At 59.9% G+C, this 14,681-nt stretch carries 15 protein-coding genes; 3 read left to right on the forward strand and 12 right to left on the reverse strand.

The genetic code is table 11. The annotated features are described in order from the left end of the window. Positions 1–5 precede the first annotated feature (5 nt). The 7 genes from H9L06_RS06390 to H9L06_RS06420 all read right to left on the reverse strand — a co-directional run bounded on the left by H9L06_RS06390 (position 6) and on the right by H9L06_RS06420 (position 6,250). On the reverse strand, positions 6–887 hold the full coding sequence (locus tag H9L06_RS06390) for a branched-chain amino acid ABC transporter permease (RefSeq protein ID WP_187554424.1): 882 nt from the start codon (positions 885–887) through the stop codon (positions 6–8). After that, a complete protein-coding gene (locus H9L06_RS06395) occupies positions 884–1,600 on the reverse strand; it encodes an ABC transporter ATP-binding protein (RefSeq protein ID WP_187554425.1) in 717 nt (238 codons plus the stop codon). Before H9L06_RS06395 ends, H9L06_RS06390 begins: the two co-directional genes overlap by 4 nt. Further along, entirely contained in the window at positions 1,597–2,361 is a 765-nt protein-coding gene (locus H9L06_RS06400) for an ABC transporter ATP-binding protein (RefSeq protein WP_187554426.1), read from the reverse strand. Before H9L06_RS06400 ends, H9L06_RS06395 begins: the two co-directional genes overlap by 4 nt. A 40-nt stretch (positions 2,362–2,401) precedes the next feature. After that, complete coding sequence (locus tag H9L06_RS06405) at positions 2,402–3,604, reverse strand: substrate-binding domain-containing protein (RefSeq protein WP_187554427.1); 1,203 nt, start codon at positions 3,602–3,604, stop codon at positions 2,402–2,404. Between the two features lie 164 nt (positions 3,605–3,768). Continuing rightward, positions 3,769–4,938 carry an acetyl-CoA C-acyltransferase gene (locus H9L06_RS06410; RefSeq protein ID WP_187554428.1) on the reverse strand — a complete coding sequence of 390 codons (1,170 nt, stop codon included), beginning with the start codon at positions 4,936–4,938 and terminating at the stop codon, positions 3,769–3,771. Then, positions 4,935–5,582, reverse strand: a complete 648-nt coding sequence (locus H9L06_RS06415) for a CoA transferase subunit B (RefSeq protein WP_187554429.1) — start codon at positions 5,580–5,582, stop codon at positions 4,935–4,937. Before H9L06_RS06415 ends, H9L06_RS06410 begins: the two co-directional genes overlap by 4 nt. A 2-nt stretch (positions 5,583–5,584) precedes the next feature. After that, positions 5,585–6,250 carry a CoA transferase subunit A gene (locus H9L06_RS06420; RefSeq protein ID WP_246454532.1) on the reverse strand — a complete coding sequence of 222 codons (666 nt, stop codon included), beginning with the start codon at positions 6,248–6,250 and terminating at the stop codon, positions 5,585–5,587. A 219-nt stretch (positions 6,251–6,469) separates the two neighbouring features. Here H9L06_RS06420 and H9L06_RS06425 point away from each other — a divergent pair, with 219 nt between their 5' ends. The 3 genes from H9L06_RS06425 (at position 6,470) to H9L06_RS06435 (ending at position 10,114) form a co-directional block, all read left to right on the forward strand. Further along, a complete protein-coding gene (locus tag H9L06_RS06425; protein WP_187554431.1) occupies positions 6,470–7,246 on the forward strand; it encodes an IclR family transcriptional regulator in 777 nt (258 codons plus the stop codon). A gap of 48 nt (positions 7,247–7,294) precedes the next feature. Beyond that, the gene (locus H9L06_RS06430) at positions 7,295–8,515 is read left to right on the forward strand and encodes a D-alanyl-D-alanine carboxypeptidase family protein (protein ID WP_187554432.1); all 1,221 of its coding nucleotides are present in this window, start codon (positions 7,295–7,297) and stop codon (positions 8,513–8,515) included. A gap of 198 nt (positions 8,516–8,713) precedes the next feature. Continuing rightward, a complete protein-coding gene (locus tag H9L06_RS06435; protein ID WP_187554433.1) occupies positions 8,714–10,114 on the forward strand; it encodes an aspartate aminotransferase family protein in 1,401 nt (466 codons plus the stop codon). A gap of 67 nt (positions 10,115–10,181) precedes the next feature. On the opposite strand, the gene H9L06_RS06440 is transcribed toward H9L06_RS06435, so the two are convergent. The 5 genes from H9L06_RS06440 to H9L06_RS06460 are packed head-to-tail and all read right to left on the reverse strand — an operon-like array spanning position 10,182 to position 14,661. After that, positions 10,182–10,922: an aspartate/glutamate racemase family protein gene (locus H9L06_RS06440; protein WP_187554434.1), complete on the reverse strand. Its 741-nt coding sequence runs from the start codon at positions 10,920–10,922 to the stop codon at positions 10,182–10,184. Continuing rightward, positions 10,919–11,767 carry a citryl-CoA lyase gene (locus tag H9L06_RS06445; protein WP_187554435.1) on the reverse strand — a complete coding sequence of 283 codons (849 nt, stop codon included), beginning with the start codon at positions 11,765–11,767 and terminating at the stop codon, positions 10,919–10,921. Before H9L06_RS06445 ends, H9L06_RS06440 begins: the two co-directional genes overlap by 4 nt. Positions 11,768–11,806: 39 nt before the next feature. Next, positions 11,807–12,979 (reverse strand): acyl-CoA dehydrogenase family protein, encoded by a 1,173-nt coding sequence (locus tag H9L06_RS06450; RefSeq protein WP_187554436.1) that lies wholly within the window; start codon positions 12,977–12,979, stop codon positions 11,807–11,809. A 24-nt stretch (positions 12,980–13,003) separates the two neighbouring features. Next, positions 13,004–13,873: a polysaccharide deacetylase family protein gene (locus tag H9L06_RS06455; RefSeq protein ID WP_187554437.1), complete on the reverse strand. Its 870-nt coding sequence runs from the start codon at positions 13,871–13,873 to the stop codon at positions 13,004–13,006. An 8-nt stretch (positions 13,874–13,881) separates the two neighbouring features. Beyond that, complete coding sequence (locus tag H9L06_RS06460) at positions 13,882–14,661, reverse strand: SDR family NAD(P)-dependent oxidoreductase (RefSeq protein ID WP_187554438.1); 780 nt, start codon at positions 14,659–14,661, stop codon at positions 13,882–13,884. Positions 14,662–14,681 lie beyond the last annotated feature (20 nt).

A 14,681-nucleotide genomic window follows, 5' to 3' on the forward strand; every position in this document is an offset into this window, starting at 1 on the left:
GATCGTCATTTTGCGACCGCCTTTCCCATGATGCCCTGTGGTCTGACAAGCAGCACCACCGCGAGCAGGATGACGACGATGAAGTCACCGGTGCCACCAAGGTAGAAGTTTGCGAACTGCTGCATCACCGCGACGATCACCGAGGCGATGGCCGCGCCCGCCAGCGAGCCCAGCCCGCCGACGATGGTTACGATGAACGCGAAGATGAGCAGGGTCTGGCCGATGTGCGGCGAGACGAAGGTCATGTAGTGCATCGTGAGCACGCCGCCGATGCCAGCCGCGGCTCCACCGATCGCGAAGACGAGCGTGAACGCCTTTCGCACATCGATGCCGAGCGCGGTAACCATCGAACGGTTCTCGACACCCGCCCTGATGATCATGCCGTAGCGCGTCTTCTTCAGGAAGATCACGAGTGCGGCGAGCACGATCGCGGCGGCGAGAATGAGGATCCAGTACACGTTCGGGATCTTCGCGCCGAGCACGAGCGTCGTCTGCTTGAGCCAGGCTGGCCCGGCGATGGTGACGGCGTCGGCGCCCCAAATGCCCTCAAACAGTGCGGTCGCGGCGAGCGCGAGGCCCACTGTGACGAGCACCTGTTCAATATGGCGTTCATAGAGCGGCCTGATGAGCAGCAGCTCGGTGAGCGTCGCGAAGATGCCGCCGACGAGTGCGCCGACGAGCACTGAGATCACGAGCGCGAACCAGGTGTCTGTGCCGAGCGCTTGCGCCGTCATCCACCCGATGAGCGCCGCGAGTGTGAGAAACGCGCCGTGCGCGAAGTTGAGCACGTGCATGAGGCCGTAAATGAGGCTCAGGCCCGATGCTGCAAGGAAGTAGAGCGCGCCAAGACCGACGCCCGTGATGAGTACGAGAATGATTGAGCTCATAGCTGCGCCTCCTCGTCTGCGTGAACGCCGAGCAGCTGCATGGTGAGCTGTTCGTCGTCGAGAATTTCGCGGGCCTTGCCTGTGTGCACGACGCGCCCGCTCGAGATGACTATGGCGTCATCGGCGAGCTGCTTCACGACCTCGAGGTTCTGTTCGACGAGCAGAATGGGCACGGTCTTCGATGCCTCCTGAAGCGCCTCGGCGACCTCTTGCACGATCTTCGGGGCGAGGCCCTTCGTGGGCTCGTCGACGAGCAAAATCTTGTTGTCATTGATGAGCGCGCGTGCGACCGACACCATTTGCTGTTGGCCACCCGAGAGGGTTCCCGCCTGTTGGTTGCGGCGCTCGACGAGGTCTGGGAAGAGCGCGGCGACGAAGTCGCGACGTGGATCCGCCTGGCGCTCCGCGAGCGACAGGTTTTCGGCGACGGTGAGCGCGCTGAACACCTCGCGGTCTTCGGGTACGTACCCAATGCCGCGCTGTACGAGCTTGTGGGTGGGCATGTTGTCGATCCGCTCACCCGCGAGGCGAACCTCGCCCGTGCGGTGGATCAAACCCATAATGCCCCTGAGCGTTGACGTCTTGCCCGCGCCATTGCGGCCGAGCACTGCCGTGATGCCGGTTGCGGGCACTTCGAACGTGACTTCTTCAACAACCTGCTGGCCCGCGATCGAGCAGCGAAGTCCGTTCACTGTAAGAATTGGTTCGGTCATGCTGTCTTCCCCAGGTAGGCGCTCTGCACGGTCGGGTTCTCCATAATGTTCTGTGGGGAGTCGAAGGCGATGATGTTGCCGAAGTACATGACCGCAACGCGGTCGACGAACCCGAGCAGCACATCGATATGGTGCTCAACCATGAGCACGGTGCACTGGGTCTCCTGCTGCAGGTCTCGAATATTCTGCACGAGACCTGTGACATCGCCCGATGCGACGCCAGCCATTGGCTCGTCGAGCAGCACGAGGCTCGCTTCGGAGACGAGAAGCACGGCAATCTCAAGCTTGCGCTTATCGCCGTGCGAGACGTCCCCAGCGAGTGTCTCTGCCTTGTGCGCGAGGCCGACCTTCTCAAGGCTTTCGAGTGCCTTGACGGTCGCGGTGTCGCCCCGCTTTGGAAAGTGGAACAGCGAGTTGCTGCCGCCCTCGGACACCTGCGCTGCGAGACGCACGTTCTCGAGCACAGTAAGCATTGGGAAGTAGCTTGAGGTCTGGAATGTGCGGCCCAGCCCCGCCCGCGCCCTGGCAGCGACCGAGGTTCGCGTGATGTCGTCGCCGTGCAGGTGCACGGATCCACTCGTCGGTGTGACGAGACCAGAGATCACGTTGAACAGGGTCGTCTTGCCTGCGCCGTTCGGACCGATGACGCCGACGATGGAGCCCTGCGGAACGTCAAGGTTGACGTCTTTCAGGATCGTGGCGCCACCGATCTTCAGGCCGAGGCCTTCGACGCGGAGTGCGGACGGGGGCTGGGTATGCACAGTGGAATTCCTTAGCTACTTGCGCTGACTTGCCGCGCGGTTACTGGGCTTCTGCCGGAGCAACGTCGTCGGCCGAAACCGTTGCGACGAGTTCTGGCGTGAAGGTGTCACCGTCTGCAACGAGCTTGACCTGGTACATCTCCTGGAGGAGTGCGTGGTCGCTCGCGCGAACCGTGGTCTTGCCCTTTGGCCCGTCGAAGCTGAAGCCCTCGAGCGCATCGATCATTGCGTCGACGTCGCCCTTGCCTTCCTTCACCGCTTGCACGATCATGAGTGCCGCGTTGAACCCGTCTGGGGTGAAGAGGTCAGGTGTGCCGCCAGCTGCTTCAACCGCCTCGACCATTGCGTCGTTCACCTCGTTGTCAGGTGCGCCCGGGAAGTAGTGGTTCAAGAAGCTGATCTGCTCAGAAGCCTCACCGTACGCGCCGAAGGTGATCGAGTCACCGAGACCCGTAACTACGGGGATCGAGTCGAAGACACCCTGCTGGCTCATTGCCTGCCACATTGCGCCGGTCGTAGCTCCAGCCCACGCGACAAACACGAGGTCTGCACCGGTGTCGAGCACCTGGGTGGCGAACGGCGTGAACTCGGTCACGTCTTCGGCAACGAGCACTGGAGTGATGGTTGCGCCCTGGGTGCCGAGGATCGCCTCGACCGCTGCGACGTTGCCCTGGCCAAACGCGGTGTTCTGTGCAAGCACTGCGATGGTCTTGCCATCGAGTCCGTCGAGGAACGTGCCCGCGGTTGCCACGTCTTGCGCGCTCTGGCGGCCGCTGCGGAAGGTGTAGTCGTTGATGCCGGTCAGCGCGTCAGCTGCTGCTGGGCCCGAGATGAACACGACCTTGTTCTGCTCGGCCTGCTCAGCGACAACCGCTGCAACGCCCGACGACGCGCTACCTGCGAGTAAGTTCACGCCCTGGCCGATGAGATCTTTCGCGGCCGTCACTGCCTTGTCAGGGTCGCCCGCATCGTCGATGTACTGAATGTCGAGTGCGATGCCGTCGACCTCGTTGGTGCCATCGGTTGCGTAGTCGAGTCCGGCCTTGAAGCCGTCGAGGTACTGAGCACCGTAGCTTGCGAGCGCTCCGGTCTCACTGGTGATGATGCCGACCGATACCGACTCGGGGCCTTCGCCGCCGCCCTCGTTGTCGTTTGAGCTGCTGGCAGCCGGCGCACACGCCGACAGGACCAGTGCAGCCGATGCGAAGAGCCCGACCGCTGCTAATTTCTTTCCAATGCGCATGTGCATTACCTTTCGTCCTTGGAAGGTTTATGAAACCTGATTCAGGTTACAAGAGTTCACATTAGGTGAGGCCCGTCGGCCCGTCAAGTGAATTAATAAATTAGTTACCTAAACAGCACGAAAGCCCCGCACCAAACGGGCGCAGGGCTCTCGTAGCTTCAGATTTAGAGGGCGCGCAGCACCACAGCGGATCCCTGCCCGCCACCACCGCAAATGCCGACGGCGCCGAGCGATCCACTGCCGAGGTCGGCGAGTTGGCGCGCGAGCGTGCCAACGATGCGCGCACCCGATGCCCCAATTGGGTGGCCGAGAGCGATCGCACCGCCGTGTGGGTTCACAATTTGTGGATCGAGGCCGAGCTCACGGCTCGACTGCAGCCCAACGGCGGCGAACGCCTCGTTAATCTCGACCGCCTGCAGCTCCGACGCCTCAGCCCCGAGCTTGTCGAGCGCCGCCGTGATCGCGCGCGAGGGCTGCGAGTGCAGGTGCGTGTCGGGGCCCGCAACAAACGCGGTGGATTCGATGCGCGCGATGGGGTGAAGCCCAAACTTCTCAGCCGCGGCCTCGCTCACGATCACGAGCGCTGCCGCACCGTCAGTGATCTGAGACGCGTTGCCCGCGGTGATCGTTCCATCTTTCGCGAACGCCGGGCGAAGACCCGAGAGCGACTCGGCGGTCGTATCCGCGCGCACTCCGTCATCAGTAGACACAACTGTGTCTCCGCGGCGGGACTTCACCGTGTAGGGCGCGATCTCACCCGCGAAGAAGTCGGCCGAGGCCGCCGCGCGCTGGTGAGAGGTTGCCGAAAACGCATCCTGATCCTCACGCGTGATCTCGAGCGGTGCGTTGCCGGTTTCGGTGAGCTCTCCCATTGCGACCCGATCGAACGCGTCGGTGAGCCCGTCGTGATCCACTGTGTCGACGAGCGTCGCGGCACCGTACTTCGTGCCGCCGCGCATCGGCATCACGTGTGGAGCAAGCGACATCGACTCTTGTCCAACCGCGACAACTACATCAGCCTCGCCAGCATTGATGAGCCTGGCCGCCTGCGTCACAGCTTCGGTACCCGAGAGGCACACCGCGTTCACCGTGATCGCGGGCACGTTCATCGGAATTCCGGCGCCAACGGCAGTCTGCCGCGCAGGGTTCTGGCCCGCCCCGCCCTGAAGCACCTGCCCGGCCACAACGGTGTCGACCTGATCGGGCGCAACACCCGCGCGCTCGAGCGCCGCCTGCACCGCATGTGCACCAAGCGCAGTCGCGGGCACGGATGCGAACTGGCCAGTGAACCGCACGAACGGGGTGCGGGCATATCCGGCAATGAGAGCAGTCATCGGTTTTCCTCCACGAGATCGACAGTGAACGACGCCCCGGTCACCGCCCTGATGTCGTCGACACTGAGACCCGGAGCAACACGCTTCAGTATCAGCGTACCGTCGACGATGTCGAAAACGGCACGGTCGCTGATGATGCGGTTCACGACGCCCGCGCCAGTGAGCGGCAGTGAGCACTTGTCGACGATCTTTGGCGACCCATCTTTTGCAACGTGATCGGTGAGCACGATGACGCGAGGGGTGCCCGCGACGAGATCCATCGCGCCGCCCATGCCCTTCACGAGCTTGCCCGGAATCGTCCAGTTCGCGAGGTCGCCGTTGCCCGCGACCTCCATCGCGCCGAGGATCGCAGTCTGTACGTGCCCACCGCGGATCATGCCGAACGACGTCGCCGAGTCGAAGATCGATGCACCCGGTGCAAGGGTCACGGTCTGCTTGCCCGCATTAATAAGGTCGGCGTCTTCCTCGCCCTCGTATGGGAACGGCCCCATGCCGAGAATGCCGTTCTCACTCTGCAGCTTCACATCGACCCCGTCTGGGAGGTGGTTCGCGACCAGCGTCGGCATGCCGATGCCGAGGTTCACGTACTGACCGTCTTCAAGCTCGGTTGCGGCGATTGCTGCCATTTCGTCTCTGGTCCACATGGTTACGCCTCCTGCATTACGGACTCGGCCACTCGCGGCCTGGTGGTCACTTGTTCAATAACCTTCGTCTGGTCTTCGCACTGCACAACGCGCTGCACGAACACTCCTGGGGTGTCAATTCGTTCTGGATCGAGGAATCCCTCGCTCAGATTCTCAACCTCGGCGAGGGTCACCTTGCCGCACATTGCAGCCAGTGGGTTGAAGTTGCGCGAGGTGAGGCGGTAGCGGAGGTTGCCCTCGGCGTCACCGGTGTGGGCACGGACGAGCGCGAGATCCGCCACGATGCCCCGCTCGAGAATGTAGCGGCGGCCGTCGAACTCGGCCTCGGGCTTGCCCTCGGCGATCGGGGTGCCGACGCCAGTCGCCGTGTAGAACGCTGGCACGCCGACGCCACCCGCACGCATGCGTTCGGCAAGAGTGCCCTGCGGCACGAACTCAACGTCGAGCGTTCCGTTCAGGTACTGCTCTGCGAAGAGCTTGTTCTCGCCGACGTACGACGAGAGCACCTTCGAGACCTGCTGATTCTCGAGCAGCAGCCCGAGCCCCTGTCCGTCGACCCCCATGTTGTTCGACACGACCGTCAGGTTCTTCGCACCCGAATCACGCAGCGCGCGGATCAAGTTCGTGGGGTTGCCGCTCAGGCCAAATCCCCCGACGACGACCGTCATGCCGTCGCGCACGACTTCTGCAAGCGCCTCCGCCGCAGTTTCGTAAACTTTTGAAGCCACGTTGCCTCCAATGTCCGTGATGTGGCCGCCGTTCATGATGTGACCGCGGCCAATTTGCACTCTTACCGTACGCCTGGCTAATGGCTGACTGCAATGCTGCAAGCCCCTGCGAATCAAATTGCTCGCCTGGTGAGGAAATTCCTTGCTATCGTTCACATTATGAACACCCTAGTTTCATCTTCGGGCACACAAGTCGTGAGCCGCATGACCAGGGTGCTGCGCGAACTCAGCACCCGCATGCCAGACGGCACCGGCACGAGCGACGTCGCCCGCGCGACCGGGCTCACCAGGCCAACCGCACACCGGCTCCTTTCTGCGCTCGCGGCAGAAGGGTTTGTGGATCGCAACCAGCACAACGGCAACTGGCTTCTCGGCCCCGAAATCTACCTCATGGGCGCGGTCGCCGCCGAGCGCTATGACGTCACCGAGATCGCCCGCGAGCACGTCGCAGCGCTTGCGGCCGACACCGGCGAGAGCGCGTTCTTCTCCGTGCGTCGGGGCGGTGAAACAGTCTGTCTCGTGCGGCAAGACGGCAGCTTTCCGATCCGCTCATTCGTGCTCTACGAGGGCAAGCGGTTTCCGCTCGGCGTCGCGTCGGCGGGGCTTGCGATTCTTTCGTTCCTTCCCAAAGACGCGGTGGATCGGTACCTCGCAGACGCGCAACTCACCGGAGAGTTCGGTGACGCGCACGACGTGGAGGCAGTGCGCGAGCGCATTCAGGAGACGCGGCGACTCGGGTACGCCGTGAACCCCGGGCTGATCGTCGAGGGTAGCTGGGGCATGGGGGCGGCTGTCTTCACACGGTCAGGGCAACCCGCGTGGGCGCTCAGCCTCACGGGTATCGAACCCCGCTTCAGCCCCGAACGCAGGCCCGAGCTCGGGCGGCTGCTTCTTGAACACGCGCACCGGCTCACAGAGCAGCTCGCGCGCAGGTAGTGGATCCACACCGGCGTTCACTCAACCACGGCGTATTAGGCTTTCTGCATGAGCACTGCACCCCGGCGATTCAGTCAGCGACGTCGGCGGAGGCTCTTCTTCACCTCACTCGTCGCCGTGCTGTTGCTCGGAAGTGGCGGATACGTTGCTGAGGCCGCGATGGCCGATCTGCCCGAGCCGACGCTTGCGCTCGCTTCAGCTGAGACGGCGATCGTGGAGGCGGATCCAAGCACCGCCCAAGCAGTCGTCGACGCGCAGACGCTTCCGACCGCAATCGGATGGGCAGACGATGATGATGTGTGGTCAAACGACGACGAAACACACCCACTCGGGAGCATCACGAAGCTCATCATGGTGCTTGTGAGCATGGATGAGGATCCACTCGAACCGGGCACCGAGGGCGAGACCTACACCTGGACCGCAGAAGACGCTGAACTCACAAACTATTACATCGCTCAAGACGGGGTCGCGTTCTATATTCCTGTCGGAGCAGAGCTCACTCAGCGCGACATGCTCAAGTTCATTTTTCTTCCGTCTGCCAACGATGTAGCTCATTCGTATGCGCTGTGGAGGTTTGGGAGCATCGAGGCGTTTCTCGAAAAGCTTGAGGCCTGGAAAATCAAGTACGATCTCCCCTCGATCACACTCGTCGAGCCGACCGGCATGGACACGAAAGATCAGGCGAATCCTGCGGATCTCGTGCGCGTCGCGAGGCTCGCGTTGGAGATTCCCGCGATCGCCGAACTCAACGGCATGCAGACCGCTGAGATGCCGTGGGGTATCGGCACGATTGAGAACTCGAACCCCCTACTCGGTTCCATGCCCGGGATTGTGGGTACGAAGACCGGCACAATCTACTCCTCGTATAACTTCGTCGTCTCACAGCACATCGATGTCGACGGTCGTGAAGCCACCAGCATCGCGGTTACGCTCGATCGAGCTTCGAAGGAGGACCGTGCGGCGTCAGGTCGCGAGGTGCTCACCGCGATGGGAGGGCTCGCGAGCGAGGTGTCCGTCGTCAAAGCCGGTGAGCAAGTCGCGACCCTCACCTCGGTCGATGGTCAAGTTGCACCGCTCGTTGCAGACGGTGAGGCGAGCGCTGTGCTGCTGCCGGGCGAAACTGCCGAGCGCTCAATCTCTGCTGATGCGAGTTCACTTACAGTAACGGGCCCGGCGGGCGAAACCGCGATCCCGATCGTGCGCACCTCAGAATTCAGCGAGCCGGATCTTTGGTGGCGCATCACCAACCCCGGCCTCGTATTTGGGTAAGTGAGCAGCTCGTAGAGAGACAACGAACCAGGCTCCTCATGTGTGTTTTCTCTAGGTTCGGCCTAATCTTCGTGATTTTCACCAATGTCCGCTTTCCAGTTCCTCTAACACAATGAGAAGTGCGCGCGGTGAATGGCTGCGCCTCAACCGTCTGACTTCGACGTAGCAGACCCTATAAGAAAGACAGCGAGGACGCTTATGGGTACCCCAATCAATCGCGAACGAGTAGATGAACTGACCGAGCAGGAACTAACCAAGCTGATCGAACGAACCCCAAATTCGAAGAAGCGCTGGGAGGAAGCATCGACACACCTCTCTAGCGGCGTCGCCTCGTCGTATCAGTTGATTGAGCCGTATCCGATTTCGATCGAGCGTGGACACGGACCGAGAATTTGGGATGTTGACGGTCACGAGTACATTGACTACATGAATGGCTTCGGTGCGATGATCCAAGGCCATTCAAACCCGGTGATCGGCGAGGCGATTGCCGAGCGCTTCCCGCTGGGCACCCACTTCGGCGCACCAAGTGGCGATGCCGCAATCGTGGCGAAAGAACTCGGGCGCCGCTTCGGACTTCCCAAATGGCGGTTCACGAATTCTGGTTCCGAGTCCACGATGGATGCGATCCGTATTGCCCGCGCGATGACTGGTCGCGACACTGTGATGAAAATCTTCGGTTCCTACCACGGCCACCACGACGCGGTCATGGTGTCAGTGGGATCCGCAGGAATGGATGATCCGGAGATTCGAGGAACCCGGGATAATTACGCCTCGATTTCGTATGGAGGGGGCATACCCCAGAGCATCGTCGATATGACGGTTGCAGTACCCTTCAATGACGCCGAAGCGATGGAACGGCGTATCGAGGAACTCGCAAACGAGGGCCGTAAGCCGGCGTGCGTCATCATGGAAGCCGCGATGATGAACCTTGGCGTCGTGTTTCCGCTACCCGGCTACCTCGAGAAGGTGCGCGAGATCACACGCAAACATGGCATTGTTCTCATTTTCGATGAGGTTAAGACTGGCCTGCTCATCGCAGCAGGTGGTGCCACCGAGAAGTTCGGTGTCACTCCAGATATTCTCACGATCTCAAAGGCGCTCGCAGGCGGACTCCCGAGTGGTGCGGTTGGCATGACCGAGGAGGCTTCGAAGCTCGTTGAGAGTGGCGAAGTGAATCAGGTCGGAACCTACAACGGTAATCCGCTCACAATTGCGGCTGCACGCGCGAACCTTTTTGAGGTGCTCACCGACGATGCTTACGCTCACCTCGCGCATCTCAATGACCGGATCCTAGCTGGGTGCAATGAGGTCATCGCCAAGTACGACCTCATTGCTCACACCGTAGGCATCGGGGCAAAGGGATGTATCGTATTCTCGGACACACCTGTCACCGATTACGAAAGCTATTTTGTGAGTGCTGAAGCCATGGAGCTCACTACGGCACTCACGACACTGGCGTGGCTCTTCAACGTGAACCGCGGGGTCTTTATGGCACCGGGTCGCGAGGAAGAATGGACGCTTTCGGTCACACACGGCGACGCCGAGGTGGATCGTTACGTTGAGGTGTTTGACGAACTGGCTGCAGCTCTACGAGCGTAACCATGACATCGTAAAAAGGAGGGGTGGAGATCGGTTGATCTCCACCCCTCTACGTTTTCTGACCTACCTACGTCATATGCGGGTACACGCGAGGCTCAGCCGCCCGATGTGCCCAGTCGATGAGTGTCATCACATCATGCACAGGAAGACCCGTTGCTTTTCGAATTGCAGGGGCGTACGGAGGCAGGTCCGTACATTCGAGCAAAATCGCCCCAAGATCTGGATTCTGTTTCTGCATCTCCAGGGCTTCAGCTACGAGATCCGCTTCCATCTCCTCAAACTCGAAGCTTCCGCTTTCCTCAGCCACCGCAGCGCGAAATGCCGGTCGATGTGAGAGGCCGTGAATTACGTAGCGCAAGGGCAAACCGGCCGTTGCGATTTCCATGTGACGCGACGTCAGCGACTCGGCGGAGAAGGTGAGGATTCCCACCTGCTTAGCCGGAGAAATCGTTTGAGAGATCAATGGCAGTTGAATGAGGCTCGATGAGTAAACGGGTACCGGTAGGGCCTCGGCGAGTTCGCGCTGAAACAGCACCATGAATCCACAACTGCCGACCACTGCTTTTACGCCGCGCTCAACCAGTCGATGTCCAGCTTCAATGAACTGATCGCGCAGTTTATCGAAGGCAGGAGCGTAGATGAGTGACTCATAGTTCGCTTCAGCGATCGTCTCGTGTGTGACCGGGTATTCAAACGTGCGCGCATTGTTCGGAGATCCCGGCGGGTACGGCACCTTCGCGTTCATCATGATCACCCCGATCGGTATCCCGGCGGGGTGGATCCCGGTGTTCGCGACGTATCGCATCATGAGCCTGACTGAGTTGTGTCTACATCCCACCCAGCGGCGGCCATGTCGGCCTGCAGGTCGAGCTCGGGCACATCATATTTAGCCTCGCTTCGCTGTACCTGGCGTACAAGGCGCCCCGAAGTGATTTCCTCAGTAATGTGTGCGGCTACACCAGGGAGGGTACCTATAACAGCAAGGGCAGTTGCCTCTTCAGGTGTAAACTCCATCGCCACGCACAGAGCGGCAAGCATTCCAACGTCATTAATTGGGAAATGTGCAACCTTCGGGTTCTTCACGAACTCAGCGTGAATTGCTTCGTAGAGTTTCGCTGGGCCTTCCCAAATTCCCGCCTCGACGGCGATGCGCTTGAGCTTTTGCGCCCGCGGGTCCTCGCCTCGGAAAACGGGGTGACCAAAACCAGGAATTCGGTATCGTTTGGCAGAGGCGTCGGCAACGACACCCGCTGCGAACTCTGCCATGTCAGCACTTCCCGACTCCTCAAAAGCTGAGTACTGCTCCTGAATGAAGCGAGCTGCGTTCTCCGGGGCCACGCTATGCTCGCCCGCGCCCAGAATTGCCGTGGCAAGGCCTGCCTGCATGTTTGGGTTGCTTGAGACAATGAAGCGCGCCGCTGCGGTGCCTGCCTTCTCGAGCCCATAATCCAAGATGCTAGTGAGGATTGAATCGACTACGCGTGCCTCCCCTGGTGAAGGCAACCGCCCCCGAAGCTGCAAGAATGTCGTCGCAGCGAATGGGAGTCCTATGAGCTGTTCAAGGTCGTAGCCGCGGATATAGATATGTTCTGGTTCGATCCGGCTAATTCCGGTCTTCCAGTACTTCTGCTCAGCAGCTTGTTCGTTCGTCATTCCAGTAGTCTCCTTCTTTAGTTCTAAATTTCGCGCCGACTACTTCAGACCTGCGACCAGTTCTTTCGCCAGCACGAATCGGAGCACGTCGTTCGATCCCTCTCCGATCGGCATGAGCGCCGAATCTCGGAAGTATCGTTCGACAGGGAATTCCTTGATGTACCCTGATCCACCGAGTATCTGCATTGCGTCATACGTGACCTTGAGACCGTTCTCGGTCGCAAATATCTTTGCCATCGCAGATGCACCGCTTGCGCGGCCTTCAGCCATCGTCTTCCGCGCTGCATTGATATATAAGAGCCGCGAAGCCTCAATCGTCGTCGCCATGTCTGCGAGCTTGATTTGGATAGCCTGTCGATCGCTGAGAGGCTTACCAAAGGTCTCACGCTGAGACGCATAAGAAAGGGCCTGCTCCAAGCTCGCCTGAGCCATGCCCGTGGAGGCAGCGGCCATGTAAATGCGACCGCGATCGAGTGCCGCCATCATTTGATAGAAGCCCTTACCCTCTTCCTCGCCGAGCAGATTCTCGGCGGGGATGATTGCATTCTCAAATACGAGTTCGGCGAGTTCAAGACCTCGATGGCCGAGCTTCTCGAAATCCTTCCCATAGCTCAATCCGGGCGTATCGTGCTCGAGCAGCATCAAGCTGATGCCACCTCGGTGGGCAGGCTCAATCGTTGGATCGGTCTTCACCATGAGAAGCAATGGATTCGCTCGGCGCCCATGCGTAATGAAGATCTTCGACCCATTGAGCACGTAGTGATCGCCTTCTCGACGGGCAGTCAACTTGATTTGTTTGAGATCGCTACCGGTCGACGGCTCGGTCATGGCGATGCCACTCATCCGCTCACCCGCGACTATGCCTGGAAGGAATTTCTCCTTCTGCGCCTGGGTGCCAAACTTGTCGATGAGGTACCCGCCACTCGTATTTGTGTATACGAGACTTGCGAGGCTCATCTGTCCTCGCGCGAGTTCTTCGAAGATCACGCCGTAACTCATATAGTCGGCGTCAGAGCCTCCAAACTCCTCGGAAATAGTGAAACCGAAGAGGCCGAGCTCGGCGAGTTCGGGCAGGAGCTCTTCTGGATAGATATCTCCCCGATCACGCTCTCCAGCACCTGGAATCACTCGCTGATCAACGAAATCTCTCACCATCTCTCGAAGCGCGACGTGTTCCTCATCGAGTCCCGGAGTAATGTATTTGCTTGCCATTTTGGAGTCCTTTGCGAAGAATACTTATTTGACCGAGTTGGCCGGTGCGTTATCGTCGGTACGCCAGGCATCGACGACTTCCGAGAGAGTTGGGAACCACACTCCCTCGTGCGATTGCATGTACTCGATGAATCGTTCGAGCATTAGCAGGTTGTACGAACGCCCAATGGTCTGCGGGTGGAGTGTCCATGTTGCGATGCCGCCGGGGCAACGTTCATATGCGAAATCGAATGCATCCTTCCACCGCTGAAACACCGCCTCGTTCGACTGCTGCGTCGCATTTCCCTTCAAGAGTTCAAGTTCAGGGAAATCATCGAGACCCCACGACACAGGTATCTCGAGAACTGAAGAAGGCTTTCCAAATGAATTGCCTTGCTCAAGATCAATCGATGTCACAAGACGAGGATGGTAAGGCTCGAAGTCCCGTCCCATGAGCGACGAATCCCACTCGAGTCCGAACTCCTCAAGTACGCTGAGAGTGTTATCGGTGATGTCGAGCGCAGGAGAACGGTACCCGCGCGGTCGACGACCGATGTGCTTCTCATGCAGGTTGAGTTGAAGCTCCATGAGCCTGCGTTCTTCATCGAGTTCTAGTTTTGGTACGTATTCGTGCCAAACACCGTGCGCGGCGACTTCATGACCAGCGTCGACTACCGCTGCTACACGTTCAGGGAACGTCTGCATGGTATGGGTCGGAATACACCATGTCGTGGTGATCCCGTATCGGGCGAACGTCTCCAAGAGTCGTGGCGCACCGACCTCTGCCCCAAACTCGCCCCGCGAAAGTGCAGACTGCGATGAGGTTCGGAATGTCCCGATCCACACACTGTGCGCGTCAAAATCGGGGCTCAGCGAGATCGCAAGCCGCTTACCTTCTGGCATCTGCAAAGACATGATGCTACCTATGCCGCTATCCAGCCACCGTCAACGTGAATCACGTCGCCGCTGATGTAAGAGGCGCCCTCGCCAGCGAGGAAGAACACGGTAGATGCAACCTCTGACGCCTCAGCAGCTCGACGGAGTGGCACGAGCATGTCTCGGAGCTCTGGGTTTGTGCCGACACCAACATTGGTGTCCGGAACAAGTTCGCCCAAGATTTCCTCAGATGTCGCGCGAATACCAGTACGAATGACGCCAGGTGCAACGATGTTTGCGTTAATGCCATGTGGACCCAGATCGACTGCAAGGCGCCGCGTCATTCCTTCGAGGCCCGCCTTCGATGCATCGTAGGCAAGGCCATCAGGGGTTGCCCGGTGCGCGGCAATTGAGCTCATGAGCACGATGCTTCCCGACTTCTGCGAAATCATCTGAGCCGCCACCGGTTTGACCACATTGAATGTGCCGGTGAGGTTGATATCGATAACGCGGTCCCACAACTCGCGAGTCGTTGTCTCCACAGTCGCAAGACCGTCGAACACACCTGCGCAACCAGCAAGTACGTCGATGGATCCGTGGGAAGCGACCTTCGCCACTGCCTCCTGCACGGCGTCAAAGTCAGTGACGTCTACGGGGTACTGCTCAACAAGCTCAGTAGGGAGCTCCTGAGCAACCTGGGCGAGTCGATCTGCTGAAATATCGAGCAGGTGAACGCGATCACCGGCATCGGTAAACACCTTCGCGACAGCAGCGCCGATTCCGCTGCCAGCACCAGTGATGAGAATATTGCGGGGAGTGGTCGTCATGTCTGTTCTCCTAATTTGTA

The organism is Leucobacter denitrificans (assembly GCF_014396385.1).
Taxonomy (GTDB): Bacteria; Actinomycetota; Actinomycetes; order Actinomycetales; family Microbacteriaceae; genus Leucobacter; species Leucobacter denitrificans.